The 17,934-nt window shown below is 65.3% G+C and carries 16 protein-coding genes; 14 read left to right on the forward strand and 2 right to left on the reverse strand.

Translation table 11 applies throughout. The annotated features are described in order from the left end of the window. Window positions 1-5: 5 nt before the first annotated feature. On the reverse strand, window positions 6-3,902 hold the full coding sequence (hrpA, locus tag ACFQU0_RS17170; protein ID WP_382202917.1) for an ATP-dependent RNA helicase HrpA: 3,897 nt from the start codon (window positions 3,900-3,902) through the stop codon (window positions 6-8). Window positions 3,903-3,970: 68 nt separating this feature from the next. Here hrpA and ACFQU0_RS17175 point away from each other — a divergent pair, with 68 nt between their 5' ends. From ACFQU0_RS17175 to ppk2, 4 genes are all read left to right on the forward strand, one after another. Next, window positions 3,971-4,300: a DUF6364 family protein gene (locus ACFQU0_RS17175; protein ID WP_382202919.1), complete on the forward strand. Its 330-nt coding sequence runs from the start codon at window positions 3,971-3,973 to the stop codon at window positions 4,298-4,300. Beyond that, complete coding sequence (locus ACFQU0_RS17180; RefSeq protein WP_382202921.1) at window positions 4,297-4,716, forward strand: PIN domain-containing protein; 420 nt, start codon at window positions 4,297-4,299, stop codon at window positions 4,714-4,716. Before ACFQU0_RS17175 ends, ACFQU0_RS17180 begins: the two co-directional genes overlap by 4 nt. Before the next feature lie 8 nt (window positions 4,717-4,724). Beyond that, the gene (gene argA / locus ACFQU0_RS17185; protein ID WP_382202922.1) at window positions 4,725-6,071 is read left to right on the forward strand and encodes an amino-acid N-acetyltransferase; all 1,347 of its coding nucleotides are present in this window, start codon (window positions 4,725-4,727) and stop codon (window positions 6,069-6,071) included. A 102-nt stretch (window positions 6,072-6,173) separates the two neighbouring features. After that, window positions 6,174-7,349 (forward strand): polyphosphate kinase 2, encoded by a 1,176-nt coding sequence (ppk2, locus tag ACFQU0_RS17190; protein WP_382202924.1) that lies wholly within the window; start codon window positions 6,174-6,176, stop codon window positions 7,347-7,349. A gap of 10 nt (window positions 7,350-7,359) precedes the next feature. Here ppk2 and ACFQU0_RS17195 read toward each other — a convergent pair whose 3' ends face one another. Further along, the gene (locus ACFQU0_RS17195) at window positions 7,360-8,310 is read right to left on the reverse strand and encodes a LysR family transcriptional regulator (RefSeq protein ID WP_382202926.1); all 951 of its coding nucleotides are present in this window, start codon (window positions 8,308-8,310) and stop codon (window positions 7,360-7,362) included. A 97-nt stretch (window positions 8,311-8,407) separates the two neighbouring features. On the opposite strand from ACFQU0_RS17195, the gene ACFQU0_RS17200 reads away from it, so the two are divergent. The 10 genes from ACFQU0_RS17200 to pgk all read left to right on the forward strand — a co-directional run. Next, window positions 8,408-9,856 (forward strand): form I ribulose bisphosphate carboxylase large subunit, encoded by a 1,449-nt coding sequence (locus tag ACFQU0_RS17200; RefSeq protein ID WP_382202927.1) that lies wholly within the window; start codon window positions 8,408-8,410, stop codon window positions 9,854-9,856. A gap of 20 nt (window positions 9,857-9,876) precedes the next feature. After that, on the forward strand, window positions 9,877-10,311 hold the full coding sequence (locus tag ACFQU0_RS17205; protein ID WP_382202929.1) for a ribulose bisphosphate carboxylase small subunit: 435 nt from the start codon (window positions 9,877-9,879) through the stop codon (window positions 10,309-10,311). Between the two features lie 18 nt (window positions 10,312-10,329). Beyond that, the gene (gene cbbX / locus ACFQU0_RS17210) at window positions 10,330-11,274 is read left to right on the forward strand and encodes a CbbX protein (RefSeq protein WP_382202931.1); all 945 of its coding nucleotides are present in this window, start codon (window positions 10,330-10,332) and stop codon (window positions 11,272-11,274) included. After that, window positions 11,271-11,993 (forward strand): HAD-IA family hydrolase, encoded by a 723-nt coding sequence (locus tag ACFQU0_RS17215; RefSeq protein ID WP_382202933.1) that lies wholly within the window; start codon window positions 11,271-11,273, stop codon window positions 11,991-11,993. Before cbbX ends, ACFQU0_RS17215 begins: the two co-directional genes overlap by 4 nt. Before the next feature lie 29 nt (window positions 11,994-12,022). After that, a complete protein-coding gene (locus ACFQU0_RS17220; RefSeq protein ID WP_382202935.1) occupies window positions 12,023-13,117 on the forward strand; it encodes a class 1 fructose-bisphosphatase in 1,095 nt (364 codons plus the stop codon). 9 nt (window positions 13,118-13,126) lie between these two features. After that, window positions 13,127-14,011, forward strand: coding sequence for a phosphoribulokinase (locus ACFQU0_RS17225; RefSeq protein ID WP_382202937.1), 885 nt, complete (start codon window positions 13,127-13,129; stop codon window positions 14,009-14,011). Between the two features lie 14 nt (window positions 14,012-14,025). After that, window positions 14,026-16,068, forward strand: a complete 2,043-nt coding sequence (gene tkt / locus ACFQU0_RS17230; RefSeq protein WP_382202939.1) for a transketolase — start codon at window positions 14,026-14,028, stop codon at window positions 16,066-16,068. 10 nt (window positions 16,069-16,078) lie between these two features. Then, window positions 16,079-16,768, forward strand: coding sequence for a phosphoglycolate phosphatase (gene gph / locus ACFQU0_RS17235; protein ID WP_382202941.1), 690 nt, complete (start codon window positions 16,079-16,081; stop codon window positions 16,766-16,768). A 26-nt stretch (window positions 16,769-16,794) separates the two neighbouring features. Further along, window positions 16,795-17,799: a type I glyceraldehyde-3-phosphate dehydrogenase gene (gap, locus tag ACFQU0_RS17240; RefSeq protein ID WP_382202943.1), complete on the forward strand. Its 1,005-nt coding sequence runs from the start codon at window positions 16,795-16,797 to the stop codon at window positions 17,797-17,799. Beyond that, window positions 17,796-17,934 (forward strand): phosphoglycerate kinase (gene pgk, locus ACFQU0_RS17245; RefSeq protein ID WP_382202951.1); only part of this gene is annotated, 139 nt, incomplete at its 3' end. The genes gap and pgk, both read left to right, overlap by 4 nt.

The raw sequence follows: 17,934 nt of genomic DNA on the forward strand, positions 1-17,934 counted from the left end.
CGTGCTCAGCTTGACAGCTGAGCCCAGACTTTTTCCAAGCGTTTGATGCTGACCGGCTGCGGCGTGCGAAGCTCTTGCGCAAAGAAGCTCACCCGCAGCTCCTCCAGCAGCCAGCGCAACTCCACCATGCGCGGGTCCAGCACCCCCTTGCGCTCGGCCACCAGGCGCCAAAAACGCTGCTCCTGCGGGCGCAATTCGGCCAGCTTGGCGGCATCGCGCGCCGGGTCGGCCCGCCACTTGTCCAGTCGCAAGGTGATGGCCTTGAGATAGCGCGGCAGGTGCTGCAACTGCGCCCACGGCGTGTCCATCACAAACCGTTTGCCACACAGCCGCTGCAGTTGTTGCTGGGCGTCGGCCACCGCCTCGGTGGCATTTTTCGTGTCCTTGATCTTGCGGGTGGCCACGGCAAACTCGGCCAGCACCGTCGCAGCCAGGCGCGACACTTCGTTGGCGATCAGCGTCAGGCGCCCCCGGCCTTCGTCGATGCGGCGCTTGAAATCGGCCTCGTTGGTGGGCAGCGGGTCGAGCAGGAAGGCACGCTCCAGCGCCACGGCAATCAACTGGTCGCGCAGTTCTTCCTGCGTGCCCAGTGGCATGTAGGCCACGGCCATCTTCTGCAGGTCGGGCAGGTTCTTTTCGAGGTATTTGAGTGCGTCGCGTATTTGCAGCGCGAAGAGCCGACGCAGGCCGGCGCGGTGTTTGGCAGCCGCCACCTCGGGCTCGTCAAAGACCTCGATGGTGACGGCATCGCCCTGGTCGATCAGGGCCGGAAAGCCAATCAAAGTCTGCCCGCCCTTGCGGATTTCCATCAGCTCAGGCAACTCGCCGAAGGTCCAGGCGGTGTGGCGTGTATCGGCGGCCGGGGCTTTGGCTCCCTCTCCCCCAGGGAGAGGGTTGGGGTGAGGGCCCGCGCGCTTGGGGGCGTCTTTGCTGGCGGCGCCCTCACCCTGCCCTCTCCCAGAGGGAGAGGGTTCAGACAGCTTCAGCCCCGCCAACGCCTGAAACGCCCCGCGCGCCTTCGCCCCCAGCTCGGCCTTGAGCGCGCCCAAGTTGCGGCCCTGGCCCAACTGGCGACCGTGTTCGTCCACCACCCGCAGGTTCATGAACAGGTGCGGCGGCAGCATGTCGAGCTTGAAATCGCCGCGCTTCACATCCAGGCTGGTTTCTGCCCGCACTTGTTTGAGCAACGCATCGGTGAGGCCGCCCACACACCAGCGCTCGGTCGCGCTGAACAGCTCGGCCAGCCGCGCTGCGTTTTCGGGCAAAGGCACAAAGCGGCTGCGCGGCTTCTGGTGCAGGCTCTTGAGCAGGGCCTGGATTTTGTCCTTGAGCATGCCGGGCACCAGCCACTCGCACCGCTCCTCGCTCACCTGGTTGAGCACGAACAGCGGTACTGTCACCGTGAGGCCATCCCGGGCGTCGCCAGGCTCGTGCAGGTAGTCGGCAGCGCAGTCCACGCCGCCCAGCTTGATGACCTTGGGAAAGGCGCTGGTGGTGATGCCAGCGGCCTCGTGGCGCATCAGCTCCTCTCGGCTGAGCTGCAGCAATTTGGGGTTCTGGCGCGAGGCCTCGCGCCACCAGCGCTCCAGCCCTGGGCCGCTGCACACGTCGGCGGGAATCTGCGCGTCGTAGAAGGCGAAGATCAGCTCGTCATCGACCAGCACGTCCTGCCGGCGCGACTTGTGTTCCAGCGACTCGACCTGGGCGATCAGCTTGCGGTTGGCGCCCAGGAAAGGCAAACGCGTCTCCCACTCCTGCCCCACCAACGCCTCGCGGATGAACAGCTCGCGCGCGCCCACCGGGTCGACCTTGCCGTAATTGATGCGCCGGCCCTGGTAGATCACCAGGCCATACAGCGTGGCACGCTCCAGCGCCACCACCTCGCCAGCCTTCTTTTCCCAGTGCGGGTCCAGCAACTGCTTCTTGAGCAGGTGCCCGCCCACCTGTTCCAGCCATTGCGGCTCGATGGCGGCAATGCCACGGCCAAACAGGCGCGCGGTCTCCACCAGTTCGGCGCAGACAATCCAGCGTCCCGGGCGTTTGCTGAGGTGGGCGCCCGGATGGCGGTGAAACTTGATGCCACGCGCGCCCAGATAAACGTCTTCGGTTTCGTGCTTGAGGCCGAGGTTGCCCAGCAAGCCCGACAACATGGACAGGTGCAGTTGCTCGTAACTGGCCGGCGTGGTGTTGATGGCCCACTTGTGCTCCGCCACCACCGTGTGCAGCTGGGTGTGGATGTCGCGCCATTCGCGCACACGCCGGATGTTGACGAAGTTCTGCCGCAGCAGTTGCTCGTACTGGCGGTTGCTGAGCTTGTGTTCGCCCGCGACGCCCGGCGTCGCTCCCGATTTTCCGCCCTTGGCCTCATTGATCCACTTCCAGAGCTTGAGGTAGCCGCTGAATTCGCTCTTGTCGTCGTCGAACTTGGCGTGGGCCTGATCGGCCTGGGCCTGGGCTTCGAGCGGGCGGTCGCGCACGTCCTGCACGCTCAAGGCGCTGGCAATCACCATCACCTCGTCGAGCGCGCCGCGCGTGCGCGCCTCCAGGATCATGCGGCCCACGCGCGGGTCCAGCGGCAGCTTGGACAGCTCGCGCCCCAGCGGAGTCAGTTCGTTGTTGTCGTCCACCGCGCCCAGCTCCTGCAACAGCTGGTAGCCGTCGGTGATGGCGCGGCGACTGGGCGCCTCCAGGAAGGGGAAGTCATCCACATTCCCCAGGTGCAGCGCCTTCATGCGCAGGATCACGCCCGCCAGCGAGGAGCGCAGAATTTCGGGGTCGGTGAAGCGGTCGCGGCCGTTGAAGTCGGCTTCGTCGTACAGGCGGATACAGATGCCGTTGGCCACGCGGCCGCAGCGGCCCAAACGCTGGTTCGCCGCCGCCTGGCTCACGGGCTCCACCAGCAACTGCTCCACCTTGCTGCGCAGGCTGTAGCGCTTGACGCGCGCCGTGCCCACGTCGATGACGTAGCGGATGCCAGGCACCGTAAGCGAAGTCTCGGCCACGTTGGTGGCCAACACGATGCGCCGACCGGTGTGGCCGTCGAACACGCGGTCCTGCTCCGCCTGGCTCAAGCGGGCGAACAAAGGCAGCACCTCGGCACTGCGCAGCGCGGGCTGGTGGCTGAGGTGTTTGCGCAAGTGGTCGGCGGCCTCGCGGATTTCGCGCTCGCCGGGCAAAAACACCAGGATGTCGCCACTCTGGCGCGGGTCGTGCCACAGCTCGTCCACGCCATCGGCGATGGCGTCGTTCAGGTCGTGCTCGCGGCTTTCCTCAAACGGGCGGTAGCGGCACTCCACCGGAAATGTGCGCCCGCTGACCATGATGATCGGTGCCGGCCCGTGTCGGGAAGCAAAGTGCTGCGCAAAACGGTCCGCATCGATGGTGGCCGAGGTGACGACGATCTTGAGGTCGGGCCGGCGCGGCAAAATTTGTCGCAGGTAACCGAGCAGAAAGTCGATGTTGAGCGAACGCTCGTGCGCCTCGTCGATGATCAGCGTGTCGTAGGCTTGCAGCAGCGGGTCGGTCTGTGTCTCGGCCAGCAAAATGCCGTCCGTCATCAGCTTGACCGAGGCGTTTTTGCCCAGCCGGTCGGTGAAGCGCACCTTGTAGCCCACCACCTCGCCCAAGGGCGTCTGCAACTCCTCGGCAATGCGCTTGGCCACCGAACTGGCCGCAATGCGGCGCGGCTGGGTGTGGCCAATCAGGCGTGGCTTGTCGCCCGGCTTGGCGTTGCAGCGCCCGCGCCCCATGGCCAACGCGATCTTGGGCAGCTGCGTGGTCTTGCCCGAGCCGGTTTCACCACAGACGATGACCACTTGGTGATCGCGCAAAGCGGCCTCGATGTCGTGGCGTTTGCCGCTGACGGGCAGGTTCTCGGGAAATTCGATCACGGGGAGGGACATGCCGAGATTATCGCTGACCACACAGTTTCACATGTTCACGTGCTACACTGATTCTAGGAGGTGATGCCATGTCCAATCTGACGATTTCTGTGGATGAGCGCTACATCAAGCAAGCCCGCGTGCGTGCCATACAAGAAGGCACGTCTTTGAGTGCGCGCGTGCGCGAATTCATTGCTGCCTACGCGGCAGGCACCACTCAGCCACTGGATGGCGACCCCACCGACCACCTCATGCGCATGATCACAGAGGTGCGCGCGCAGCTTCAGCAGCCTGACGCCGAGGACGAGCAGTTGCCCCGGAAAACGCTGCGGGAAGAAATGTATGAAGGGGATTTCCGTGCCCGGGCACGGCTTGAAGCCCAACAGGAACGTGAGCGCGGCTCGCCCAAAGCGCCATGAGTTCGGATGGTCTGTGTTTCTTCGACACCAATGTGCTGCTCTACAGCTTTGACAACCGCTATCCGCACAAGCAGCAGCAAGCCTTGACCCTGGTGGACACCCTGGGGCACAAAAAGCAGGCCGTGATCAGCACGCAGGTGTTGATAGAGCTGTTCACCAACCTTACCCGGAAATTCAAGGCGGAACGGAAAACTGCCTCGTTGATGGTGTCCAGCTTCTGCCATTGGCCTGTGATTGACAGCGACATGCAACTGGTGCTGCGGGCCATGGCCCGATCAACAGAGCATCAAACCTCCATTTTCGACGCCATGATCGTCGAGGCGGCCTTGCGCAGCGGCGCCACCACGCTCTACAGCGAAGACATGCAACACGGCCGACGCTTCGGTTCGCTGACCATCACCAACCCTTTCATCTGAGCGCCCCCATGTCCGCCGTCTTCAACTTCACCTTCGTGCCCTGGTTCCGCTCGGTGGCGCCCTACATCCACAAATTCCGCAACCAGACCTTTGTGGTGGGCGTGTGTGGCGAGGCCATCGCCGCCGGCAAGCTGCCCAACCTGGCACAAGACCTGGCGCTGATCCAGAGCATGGGCGTGAAGATCGTGCTGGTGCACGGTTTCCGCCCTCAGGTCAACGAACAACTGCACGCCAAGGGCCACGAGGCCAAGTACTCACACGGCATACGCATCACCGACCCCGTCGCGCTGGACTGCGCGCAGGAAGCCGCCGGCCAGCTGCGCTACGAGATCGAGGCAGCCTTCAGCCAGGGCCTGCCCAACACCCCCATGGCGGGCGCCACGGTGCGGGTGATTTCGGGCAACTTCATCACCGCCCGGCCGGTGGGCATTGTGGACGGCGTGGACTTCCAGCACTCGGGCCTGGTGCGCAAGGTCGATGTGGCCGGCATCAGCCGCACGCTGGACATGGGCGCCATGGTGCTGCTGTCGCCCTTCGGTTTTTCGCCCACGGGCGAGGCCTTCAACCTCACCATGGAAGAGGTGGCAACGTCCGTGGCCACCGCGCTGCAGGCCGACAAGCTCATCTTCATCACCGAGGTGCCGGGCATTCGCTTGCGCCCCGACGAACCCGAGAGCGACGACAACCCCATCGACACCGAGCTGCCGCTGGCCCAGGCCGAGCTGATCCTGAAAAACGCACCACCGGGCCAGAAACCCACCGACACCGATTTCTACCTGCAGCACTGCGTGCGCGCCTGCAAGGCCGGCGTGGAACGCAGCCACATCATCCCGTTTGCGGTCGATGGCTCGCTGCTGCTGGAGGTGTATGTGCACGACGGCATCGGCACGATGGTCGTGGACGAAAAACTGGAGAGCCTGCGCGAGGCCACGCCCGACGATGTGGGCGGCATCCTGCAGCTGATCGAGCCCTTCGAGAAAGACGGCACCCTGGTCAAGCGCGACCGCACCGAGATCGAACGCGACATTGGCCACTACACCATCATCGAACACGATGGCGTGATCTTTGCCTGCGCCGCGCTCTACCCCTACCCCGAAGCCAGGACCGCCGAAATGGCCGCGCTCACCGTGTCGCCGCAAAGCCAGGGCCAGGGCGACGGCGAAAAAATCCTCAAGCGCATCGAACAACGCGCCCGCGCCATGGGCCTGGACAGCATCTTTGTGCTGACCACGCGCACCATGCACTGGTTCATCAAGCGCGGCTTTGCGCAGGTCGACCCGGACTGGCTGCCCGACGCCCGCAAGCGCAAGTACAACTGGGACCGCAGGAGCCAGGTGCTGGTCAAAAAACTGTGACCGGCTGATGCACCGGCACGCACCGGCTTGATGTGCATCAAGACGGCGGCCGGGGGCTGCTTTGATACTGTGACATTCACATGCCAAGGGGATGACAAGGCCATGACCGACCGCACAGCCGCCAGCCGCAACAGCAACACAGCCTCCGCAAGCAGTCCGCCCGCCAACCGGCGTCCTGCCCGGCCTCGCCGCTCGTCAGCAGGCGACGTTGTGCCGGGTAGCGCACCCCAGGCCCTCGCCCGCGCCACGGTGAACGATGTGGTGGATGCCCGCCAGCAAGCACAACTGGCCGCTGCGCGCGACGTAATGGCCCGCGCCACCGACCACCAGCAGCAAGCGCGCGACCTGCGCACCCTGCTCGAAGGCGCCTCGCCCGACGACGCCCGCGCGCTGCGAAAGCTGCTGCGAGAAGACATGCTCAACACCCGGCGCACCGCCGAGGAAGTCGATCCGGACGACATCCTCGCATCCGACTGGCGCAGGGGCGGCTACCCCTACAAACACCTGCTGTCGCGCAAGACCTACGAGGCGCAAAAATACCAGTTGCAGGTGGAGCTGCTCAAGCTGCAGGCCTGGGTGAAGGAAACCGGCCAGCGGGTGGTCATCCTGTTCGAAGGGCGCGACGCGGCCGGCAAGGGCGGCGCCATCAAGCGCTTCATGGAGCACCTCAACCCACGCGGTGCGCGGGTGGTGGCGTTGGAAAAACCCACCGAGGTGGAGCGCGGCCAGTGGTACTTCCAGCGCTACGTGCAGCACCTGCCCACCGCAGGCGAGATCGTGCTGTTCGACCGCAGCTGGTACAACCGCGCCGGTGTGGAGCGGGTGATGGGCTTCTGCCAGCCCGACGAATACCAGGAGTTCATGCGCCAGGCACCGCAGTTTGAACGCCAACTGGTGCGCAGCGGCGTGTTCCTCATCAAGTTCTGGTTCTCGGTCAGCCGCGATGAGCAGCGCCGTCGCTTCAAGGAGCGCAAGACGCACCCGCTCAAGCAATGGAAGCTCAGTCCCATCGACATGGCCTCGCTGGACAAGTGGGACGACTACACCGAGGCCAAGGAAGCCATGTTTTTCGAAACCGACACCGCCGACGCGCCATGGACGGTGATCAAAAGCGACTGCAAAAAGCGCGCACGCCTCAACGCCATGCGCTACGTTCTGCACAAGCTGCCGTACACCAACAAAGACACCGAGCGCATCGGCACGCTCGACACCCTGATCGTGGGCCGCGCCCATGTGGTGTACGAGCGCGGCGAGCACCCGGGCAACGCCATCCTCTGAACCGCAAGCGTCAGGCGATCTTGTCGGTCGCCTGCAGCGGCAGGTGGCGGGCAAACTGCTCGGCCAAAAACGACTCGCCACGCTCCAGCACAAAGTAGCGAAACGCCTCGGCCGCTGGTGACAGCAGCTTGGACAGCGTGTGCACCACGTTCCAGCCACGCACCACCGGCGCGCCTTCCACGTCCAGCACGGCAATCAGTCCGTGGTCCAGCTCAAGACCGAGGGTGTGCAGGGAGACGAAGCTGATGCCGAGATCGGCCATCACCACCTGCTTGATGCTGGCGTTGCTGCGCATCTCCATCACCACGCGGGGCTCGACACGAGCGTCGCGCAAAAAACTCTCCAACGCCGCGCGGGTGCCTGAACCAGGCTCGCGCATCACAAAGCCGTAGGGGCGCAACGCGTGGGGCGAGATGTCGCGCTCGCGCGCCAGCGGGTGCGTGACGGCCGACACGAACACGTGCGGGTGGGCCGCAAACGGCTCGGCGCGGGTGGCCAGCTCTTTGGGCGGGCGGCCCATGATGGCGATGTCCACCTCGTTGGCCTGCAGCATGGCCACCAATTGCTCGCGGTTGCCCACCACCAGCTTGAGTTCCACCCCGCCATGCTCCCGTTTGAACTCGGCCAGCAACTGGGGCAAAAAGTACTTGGCGGTGCTGACCATGCCGATGGTCAGCGTGCCCACCTCCAGTTTCTGCAGTCGCAGCGCGGTGTCTTCGGCGTCCTTCAGCGTGGCGAGGATTTTGCGGGCGTGCACCAGCATGTATTCGCCCACGGTGGTGAGGGCCACACGCCGGCCCTCGCGCTGAAACAGCGGCAGGCCCACGTGCGATTCGAGTTCTTTGACCTGCATGGTCACGGCCGGCGGCGTGAGGTGCAGCGCCTCGGCGGCACGGGCAAAACTGAGGTGGCGGGCCACCTCGGTGAACACCCGGAGTTGGCGGAAGGTGGCGTTCTTCATTCAGTCGAACCTTAATCAAAATCAAACTATTTCTGAATTTACCTTATTTAAGTGGATTCTTATAGTTCATCCATCGCACCACCACCTGGAGACATGGATGACCCAAATCACCGACGCCAAAAAACGCTACAGCGCAGGCGTGCTGAAGTACAAGCAGATGGGCTACTGGATGCCCGACTACGTGCCCAAGGAGACCGACACACTGTGTCTGTTCCGCATCACGCCACAAGACGGCGTGGACCCTGAGGAAGCCGCTGCCGCCGTGGCCGGTGAATCCTCCACCGCCACCTGGACCGTGGTGTGGACCGACCGCCTGACCGCCTGCGACAGCTACCGCGCCAAGGCCTACAAGTGCGAGCCGGTGCCGGGCCGACCGGGCGAGTTTTTTGCTTGGGTCGCCTACGACCTGATCCTGTTCGAAGAAGGCTCCATTGCCAACATGACAGCCAGCCTGATCGGCAACGTCTTCAGCTTCAAGCCGCTCAAGGCCGCCCGCCTGGAGGACATCCGCATCCCGGTCGCGTACGTCAAAACCTTCAAGGGTCCACCCACCGGCCTGGTGGTCGAGCGCGAGCGCCTGGACAAGTTTGGCCGCCCGCTGCTGGGCGCCACCACCAAGCCCAAGCTGGGCCTGAGTGGCCGCAACTACGGCCGCGTGATTTACGAAGGCCTCAAGGGTGGCCTCGATTTCATGAAGGACGACGAGAACATCAACTCGCAGCCCTTCATGCACTGGCGCGACCGTTTCTTGTACGTGATGGACGCCGTCAACAAGGCCCAGGCGCAGACCGGTGAGGTCAAGGGCAGCTACCTCAACATCACCGCCGGCACCATGGAGGCGATGTACGAGCGCGCCGAACTGGCCAAGGAGCTGGGCAGCGTGGTGGTGATGGTCGATCTGGTGATCGGCTGGACCGCCATCCAGAGCATGGCCGAGTGGTGCCGCAAGAACGACATGGTGATGCACATGCACCGCGCCGGCCACGGCACCTACACCCGGCAGAAGAACCATGGCGTGAGCTTCCGCGTGATTGCCAAGTGGCTGCGCCTGGCCGGCTGCGACCACCTGCACACCGGCACCGCCGTGGGCAAGCTCGAAGGCGACCCGCTGACCGTGCAGGGCTACTACAACGTCTGCCGCGACAGCTACACCAAGACCGACCTGCCGCGTGGCCTGTTCTTCGACATGGACTGGGCCGACACCAAGAAGGTCATGCCCGTGGCCTCGGGCGGCATCCACGCCGGCCAGATGCACCAGTTGATCGACCTGTTCGGCGACGACGTGATCCTGCAATTTGGCGGCGGCACCATCGGCCACCCACAAGGCATTCAGGCCGGCGCCGTGGCCAACCGCGTGGCGCTGGAGTGCATGGTCAAGGCCCGCAACGAGGGCAAAGACATCCTGCAGGAAGGCCCCGAGATTCTGAAGAAGGCGGCCCAGACCTGTGGCCCGCTGAAAGCCGCGCTCGACACCTGGGGCGACATCAGCTTCAACTACCAGAGCACCGACAGCAGCGACTACGCCGTGACCCCAGCCCTTGCCTGAACACTTTGGAGCACACCAACATGATGACCAACCCCACCGGCCGCATCACCCAGGGCCAGTTCAGCTTCCTGCCCGAGCTCACCGACGCAGAGATCACTCTGCAGATCGAATACGGCCTGGCCAAAGGCTACGCCTGGAGCGTGGAATACACCGACGACCCACACCCCCGCAACACCTACTGGGAAATGTTTGGCATGCCCATGTTCGACCTGAAAGACGCCGCTGGTGTGCTGATGGAAGTGAACGACTGCCGCAAGGCCTTTCCCAGCCACTACATCCGCCTGATGGCGTTTGACTCCACCCGTGGGGTCGAGTCCATCGTGATGAGCTTCATCGTCAACCGGCCGACCAACGAGCCCGGATTCACGCTGGAGCGTCAGGAAATCGGCGGGCGCAGCATGCGTTACACCACGCGCGGCTACGGTGCCGACAAGCCCGAAACACAACGGTATTGACCCCTGCAGAGGCCCGCCATGTACGCCATCCCCGGACAGACACCCGCCCCGGCCGCAGCTGCGCCCGCGCCAGAGGCCGCGGCAGTCGCGCCACGCTCGGTGGCCCAGGTGCTGAGTGACTCCAACGTGCTGGCGGTGCTCGATGAACTTGAGCGCGATCTGGTGGGCCTGGCGCCGGTGAAGGCACGCATACGTGACATCGCCGCCCTGCTCGTCATCGACAAGCTGCGGCTCGGCATGGGCCTGGCCAGCCAGGCGCCCAGCCTGCACATGTGCTTCACCGGCAACCCGGGCACCGGCAAAACCACGGTGGCCCTGCGCATGGCCGACATCCTGCACCGCCTGGGCTATGTGCGCAAAGGCCATGTGGTCAGCGTCACGCGCGATGACCTCGTGGGCCAGTACATCGGCCACACCGCACCCAAAACCAAGGAAGTGCTCAAGAAGGCCATGGGCGGCGTGTTGTTCATCGACGAGGCCTACTACCTCTACAAACCCGAGAACGAGCGCGACTACGGGCAAGAAGCCATCGAAATCCTGCTGCAGGTGATGGAGAACCAGCGCGACGACCTGGTGGTCATCCTCGCGGGCTACAAGGACCGCATGGACACCTTTTTCCAGTCCAACCCCGGCATGAGCTCGCGCATCGCCCACCACATCGACTTTCCCGACTACGCGCCGCACGAGCTGACCCAGATCGCCGACCGCATGCTGGCTGCGCAGAACTACCGGCTGACACCCGACGCCCAACAGGCCTTCGAGCGCTACCTGGCGCTGCGGGTGCAACAGCCCCACTTTGCCAACGGGCGCAGCGTGCGCAACGCCCTCGACCGCGCCCGCCTGCGCCAGGCCAGCCGCCTGTTTGCCGACGCCCAGCGCGTGCTCAACAGCGACGACCTCTGCACACTTGAGGCGTCCGACATCCTGGCCAGCCGCGTGTTCAACCAGGGAGCCGCCGCATGACGCTTCAAGCCCTGATTTTCGATGTGGACGGCACCCTGGCCGACACCGAAGCCGCCCACCTGGCCGCCTTCAACCACGCCTTCGCCGAAGAAGGGCTGGACTGGCGCTGGGACACCGCCCTCTACACCGATCTGCTGGCGATCTCTGGCGGCAAGGAGCGCATGCTGCATTTTTGGCAACGCACGCGCGGCGACATCGTGGACATCGGCGGTGCCGGGGTGCGCGACACCATCGACCGCCTGCACGCCCTCAAGACCGCCGCCTACGAGGCCATGGTGCAAAACGGTGCGGTGGAACTGCGCCCTGGCGTCTTGCGCCTGATGAGCGAAGCGCTGGCACAAGGCCTGCGCCTGGCCATTGCCACCACCACCTCGCCGGTCAACATCGCCGCTTTGCTGCGCCGAGCGATAGGCCCCGACTGGCGCACCCACTTTGCCGCCATCGGCGACGCGTCCACCGCACCCCTCAAAAAACCGCACCCGCAGGTCTACCAACAGATGCTGACCGCGCTGCAACTGCCGGCCGACGCCTGCCTGGCCTTTGAGGACTCCAGCAACGGCCTGCGTGCGGCCACCGCTGCGGGCATCGCCACCGTGGTCACGCCCAACAGCTTCACAGCGCACCACGATTTTTCGGGTGCGCTTCGTGTGGTGCCCGATCTGCAGCAGGTGCATTTGGCGCAACTGCGCTTGTGGCATCGGGCGCCGGTCGCCCACTGACACGCATTCTTCAAAACCGCGAGGCCACCATGCCACTCAGCCAACGTTTCACCCTCACACAGTACCTGATCGAACAACGCCGCCGCTTCCCCGACGCCAGCGGCGATTTCAACGCCCTCATCCTGGACGTGGCCCTGGCCTGCAAGGCCATCGCACGCACCGTGGCCTTTGGCGAACTCGGCGGCGTCACCGGCAACCACGAGGTCGAGGGCGGCGCCAGCATCAACGTGCAGGGCGAAACCCAGAAAAAACTCGATGTGTTGAGCAACCAGGTGTTCATCCAGATGAACGAATGGGGCGGGCACCTGGCCGGCATGGCGTCCGAGGAGATGGGCGCGCCCTACCAGATACCCACCAGCTACCCGCGCGGCAAATACCTGTTGGTGTTCGACCCACTGGACGGCAGCAGCAACATCGACGTCAACGTGTCCGTCGGCAGCATCTTCTCCGTCCTGCGCGCACCGGCCGACGCCATCGCCAGCGGACGCGACCTGACCGAAGCCGACTTCCTTCAGCCCGGCGCCACCCAGGTGGCGGCCGGCTACGCGCTCTACGGCCCCACCACCATGTTCATCCTCAGCGTGGGCAATGGCGTGGCCGGCTTCACGCTCGACCCCAACCTGGGTGAATTCCGCCTCACCCACCCCGACATCCGCGTGCCCGAGCAGACACAGGAATTCGCCATCAACGCCTCCAACAGCCGCTTCTGGGAGCCGCCGGTCAAGCGATATGTGGACGAGTGCCTGGCCGGCAGAACCGGCCCGCGAGGCAAGGACTTCAACATGCGCTGGATCGCCAGCATGGTGGCCGAGGCGCACCGCATCCTCATGCGGGGTGGCGTGTTCCTGTACCCGCGCGACACCAAGGACCCAAGCAAGCCCGGTCGCCTGCGTCTGCTCTACGAGGCCAACCCCATCGGCTTCATCATGGAACAGGCCGGTGGCCGCGCCAGCACCGGCCGCCAGCCCGTGCTGGGCGTGCGCCCCAGCGAACTGCACCAGCGCATCGGCCTGGTGTTCGGCTCGCGCGAGGAGGTCGAACGCATCGAGCGCTACCACCACGAGCCCGCGCCCCGCGCGTCCGAAACCCCGTTGTTCGCCGAACGCAGCCTGTTCAGAGCCTGAAAGCCCACCATGTCCGAACGCCACCCCATCATCTCCATCACCGGCTCCAGCGGTGCGGGCACGTCCACCGTGACGCGCACCTTTGCCAACATCTTCCGGCGCGAAAACGTCAAGGCCGCGGTCATTGAGGGCGACAGCTTCCACCGCTACGACCGCAAGGAAATGAAAGCCCGCCAGGCCGAAGCCGAGAGCACCGGCAACAAGAACTTCAGCCACTTCGGGCCCGACAACAACCTGTTTGGCGAGTTGGAGAACCTGTTTCGCACCTATGGCGAAAGTGGCCAGGGCCAATCGCGCAAGTACCTGCACAACGACGAAGAAGCAGCGCCCCACCAGCAGCCGGCCGGCACCTTCACCGCCTGGGAGCCGCTGCCCGCCGACACAGACATGCTGTTCTACGAAGGCCTGCACGGCGCGGTGGTCACCCCCGAACACAACATCGCGCGGCATGCCGACCTGCTGATCGGCGTGGTGCCGGTCATCAACCTGGAGTGGATACAGAAGCTCTGGCGCGACAAACACCAGCGCGGCTACAGCACCGAGGCGGTGACCGACACCATCCTGCGCCGCATGCCCGACTACGTGAACTACATCGTGCCGCAGTTCGCGCACACGCACGTCAACTTCCAGCGGGTGCCCATGGTGGACACCTCCAACCCCTTCATCTCGCGCGACATCCCCAGCGCGGACGAGAGCCTGGTGGTGATCCGTTTTGCCCAACCCAAGGGCATCGACTTCCAGTACCTGCTGAGCATGATCCACGACTCCTGGATGAGCCGCGCCAACACCATCGTGGTGCCCGGCGGCAAGATGGAACTGGCCATGCAGCTCATCTTCACGCCCTTCATCTGGCGGATGATGGAACGCAAAAAACGTGCGCTGGGCGCGCTGTGAAAGGGCACACAACCATGACACAGCCCTCCCCCGCCCTGGCCCGCCGCATGGCCAACGCCATCCGCATGCTCGCTGTCGATGCGGTTGAAACCGCCAACTCAGGCCACCCCGGCGCCCCCATGGGCATGGCCGACATCGCCGAGGTGCTCTGGAACCGCCACCTCAAACACAACCCGGCCGACCCACACTGGCCCGATCGCGACCGCTTTGTGCTGAGCAACGGCCACGGCTCCATGCTGATCTACGCCCTGCTGCACCTCACCGGCTACGACCTGCCCATGAGCGAGCTCAAGGCCTTCCGCCAGCTGCACAGCCAAACCCCTGGCCACCCCGAAGTGGGCATCACCCCTGGTGTCGAAACCACCACCGGCCCGCTGGGCCAAGGCCTGGCCAACGCCGTGGGCATGGCACTGGCCGAGAAGCAACTGGCCGCCGAATTCAACCGCCCCGGCCACACCGTGGTGGACCACCACACCTACGTCTTCCTGGGCGACGGCTGCCTGATGGAGGGCATCAGCCACGAGGCCTGCTCGCTGGCCGGCACGCTGCGCCTGTCGCGCCTGATCGCCTTCTACGACGACAACGGCATCTCCATCGACGGTCATGTGGATGGCTGGTTCACCGACAACACGCCGCAGCGTTTTGCCGCCTACGGTTGGAACGTGATCGCGCCGGTGGACGGGCACGACCCCGTCGCCATCAACGCCGCCATCCAGTCCGCCAAGGCGCAGGCCATCAGCACCGAGGGCCGCCCCACCCTCATCTGCTGCAAAACCGTGATCGGCCAGGGCTCGCCCCACAAGGCGGGCACCCACGACGTGCACGGCGCCGCGCTGGGCAAAGCCGAAGTGGCGGCCACACGCGCGGCCCTGGGTTGGGAGGCGGCGCCTTTTGAGGTGCCCGCCGACATCGCCCAGGCATGGGACGCCCGCACGCGCGGCGCCACAACACAGGCCGTGTGGGAAGCCCGTTTGACCGCCTACCGCGCCGCCCACCCGGCGCTCGCCGCCGAGTTCGAGCGCCGCATGGCGGGTGAACTGCCCTGCGCCTACCACCCGGGCGCAGCCGCTGCGTTCGACAGCATCGCCGGCCAGCCGGACGCGGTGGCCACACGCAAGGCCAGCCAGAACGCGCTGAGCGCACTCGCCCCGCTGCTGCCCGAGCTGTTCGGCGGCAGCGCCGACCTCACCGGCTCCAACCTCACCAACTTCAAAGGCTGCGTGCTGGCCGGGCGCGACCAACCCGGCAACCACCTCAGCTACGGCGTGCGCGAATTCGGCATGGCCGCCATCATGAACGGCGTGGCCCTGCACGGCGGTTTCATCCCCTACGGCGGCACCTTCCTCACCTTCAGCGACTACAGCCGCAACGCCATCCGCATGGCCGCGCTCATGAAGCTGCGTGTGGTCCATGTGTTCACCCACGACAGCATTGGCCTGGGCGAGGACGGCCCCACCCACCAAAGTGTGGAACACGTGCCCAGCCTGCGCCTCATCCCCGGGCTGGACGTGTGGCGCCCGGCCGACGGGCTGGAGACCGCCGTGGCCTGGGCCAGCGCCATCGAGCGCGAAGACGGCCCCAGCGCGCTGTGCCTGTCGCGCCAGAACCTGCCGCAAGTGGTGAGCGATGCACAACGCGCGCCCTGCATTCGGCGCGGCGGCTATGTGTTGTCCGACATGGAAGGCGCGCAAGCGGTGCTGATCGGCACCGGGTCCGAAACCCACCTGGCGCTGGCCGCACAGGCAGAACTGGCCAGCCACGGCATCGCCACACGGGTGGTGTCCATGCCGTGCACCAACGCCTTCGACCGCCAGGACCTGGCCTACCAGAACAACGTGCTGCCGCCGCACCTGCCGGCCGTGGCGGTGGAGGCCGCCCACCCCGACTTCTGGCGCAAGTACGTGGGCCGCAGCGGCGCGGCGATCGGCATCGCCAGCTTTGGCGAATCGGCCCCGGCCAAGGTGCTCTATCAGCACTTCGGCATCACGTCTGAGGCCATCGCGGCGGCGGTGCGGCAACGCGTGCCACAACGCCGGGCCGAAGCCGCCCTGGCCTGAGGAACACACCATGCACACCCCCTTCGACCTCGTGTTGTTCGACCTCGACGGCACCCTGGTGGAAACCGCACCCGAAATCTGCGACGCGGTCAACGACACGCTGCGCCGCTTTGATCTGCCCGGGGCCACGCTGGCCCAGGTGGCGGCCTGGATAGGCCACGGCACCCGCGAGCTGCTGATACAGGCCCTGGCCCAGGCCAGCGGCACCGATGTGGCCACCGTGCGCGCCAGTGGTACCCTGCCCTTGATCGCCGCCGAATTTGACCGCCACTACGCGGCACGCTGTGGCACCCGCAGCCAGCCCTACCCACATGTGGTGGACACCCTGCACACCCTGCGCGCCCAGGGCGTGAAGCTGGCCGTGGTGACCAACAAGGAAGGTGTCTACACGCGCCGCGTGCTCGATGCGCACAGCCTGACACCGCTGTTCGACCGTGTGGTTTCTGGCGACAGCCTGCCCACCAAAAAGCCCGACCCGGCCGGTGCCCAACGGTGCATGGCCGAGCTGGGCGTGCCCGCCGATCGCACGCTGTTCGTCGGCGATTCCTCCATCGACGCCGCCACCGCCCGCAACGCCGGTGTAAGGGTTTGGCTGCTGCCCTATGGCTACAACATGGGCAAACCCGTGAGCGCCTGCGGACCCGACCGCGTGATCGCCGACCTGCGTGCCCTGCTGTCCCCCACACCCCTTCCTGTCTGACCTTTCCTTTCCCTTCCCTCCACACCATGAGCATTCGAGTAGGTATCAACGGCTTCGGCCGCATCGGCCGCAACGTGTTGCGCAGCGCCATCCAGAATTTCTCGGACATCGAGATCGTGGCCATCAACGACCTGCTGGAGCCCGACTACCTGGCCTACATGCTGCAGTACGACAGCGTGCACGGCCGCTTCAAGGGCACGGTTGCCGTTGAAGGCAACACCCTGATCGTCAACGGCAAGAAGATCCGCCTGACGCAAGAGCGTGATCCCGCCAACCTCAAGTGGAACGAGGTCGGTGCCGACGTCGTCATCGAGTCCACCGGCCTGTTCCTGGACAAGGTCACTGCCCAGAAGCACCTGGACGCCGGCGCCAGGAAGGTCATCCTCTCGGCCCCCTCCAAGGACGACACCCCCATGTTCGTGTTCGGCGTGAACCACGACACCTACAAAGGCGAAGCCATCGTCTCCAACGCTTCGTGCACCACCAACTGCCTGGCCCCGCTGGCCAAGGTGCTGCACGACAAGTGGGGCATCAAGCGTGGCCTGATGACCACCGTGCACGCCGCCACCGCCACCCAAAAAACCGTGGACGGCCCCAGCAACAAAGACTGGCGCGGTGGCCGCGGCATTCTGGAAAACATCATTCCTTCGAGCACGGGCGCTGCCAAGGCCGTGGGCGTGGTGATTCCTTCGCTCAACAAGAAGCTGACCGGCATGAGCTTCCGCGTACCCACCTCCGACGTGTCGGTGGTGGATCTGACCGTGGAGCTGGAGAAGTCGGCCACTTACGACGAGATCAAGGCCGAGATGAAGGCGCAGAGCGAAGGCGCTTTGAAGGGCGTGCTGGGCTACACCGAAGACAAGGTGGTGGCCACCGATTTCCGTGGCGACACCCGCACTTCCATCTTCGACGCCGACGCTGGCATCGCACTGGACGGCACGTTTGTGAAGCTGGTGAGCTGGTACGACAACGAGTGGGGCTACTCCAACAAGTGCCTGGAGATGGTGCGTGTGGTCGGAGACCGGCCATGACACAGGCCCTGCGCTTCACCGATGTCGTCAAAAGCGGCTTTGCCGAGGGCAAGCGCGTCTTCATCCGCGCCGACCTCAATGTGCCCCAAGACGACAGCGGCGCCATCACCGAGGACACCCGCATCCGCGCCAGCG

The organism is Hydrogenophaga defluvii, assembly GCF_042665235.1.
Taxonomy (GTDB): domain Bacteria; phylum Pseudomonadota; class Gammaproteobacteria; order Burkholderiales; family Burkholderiaceae_C; genus Hydrogenophaga; species Hydrogenophaga defluvii_A.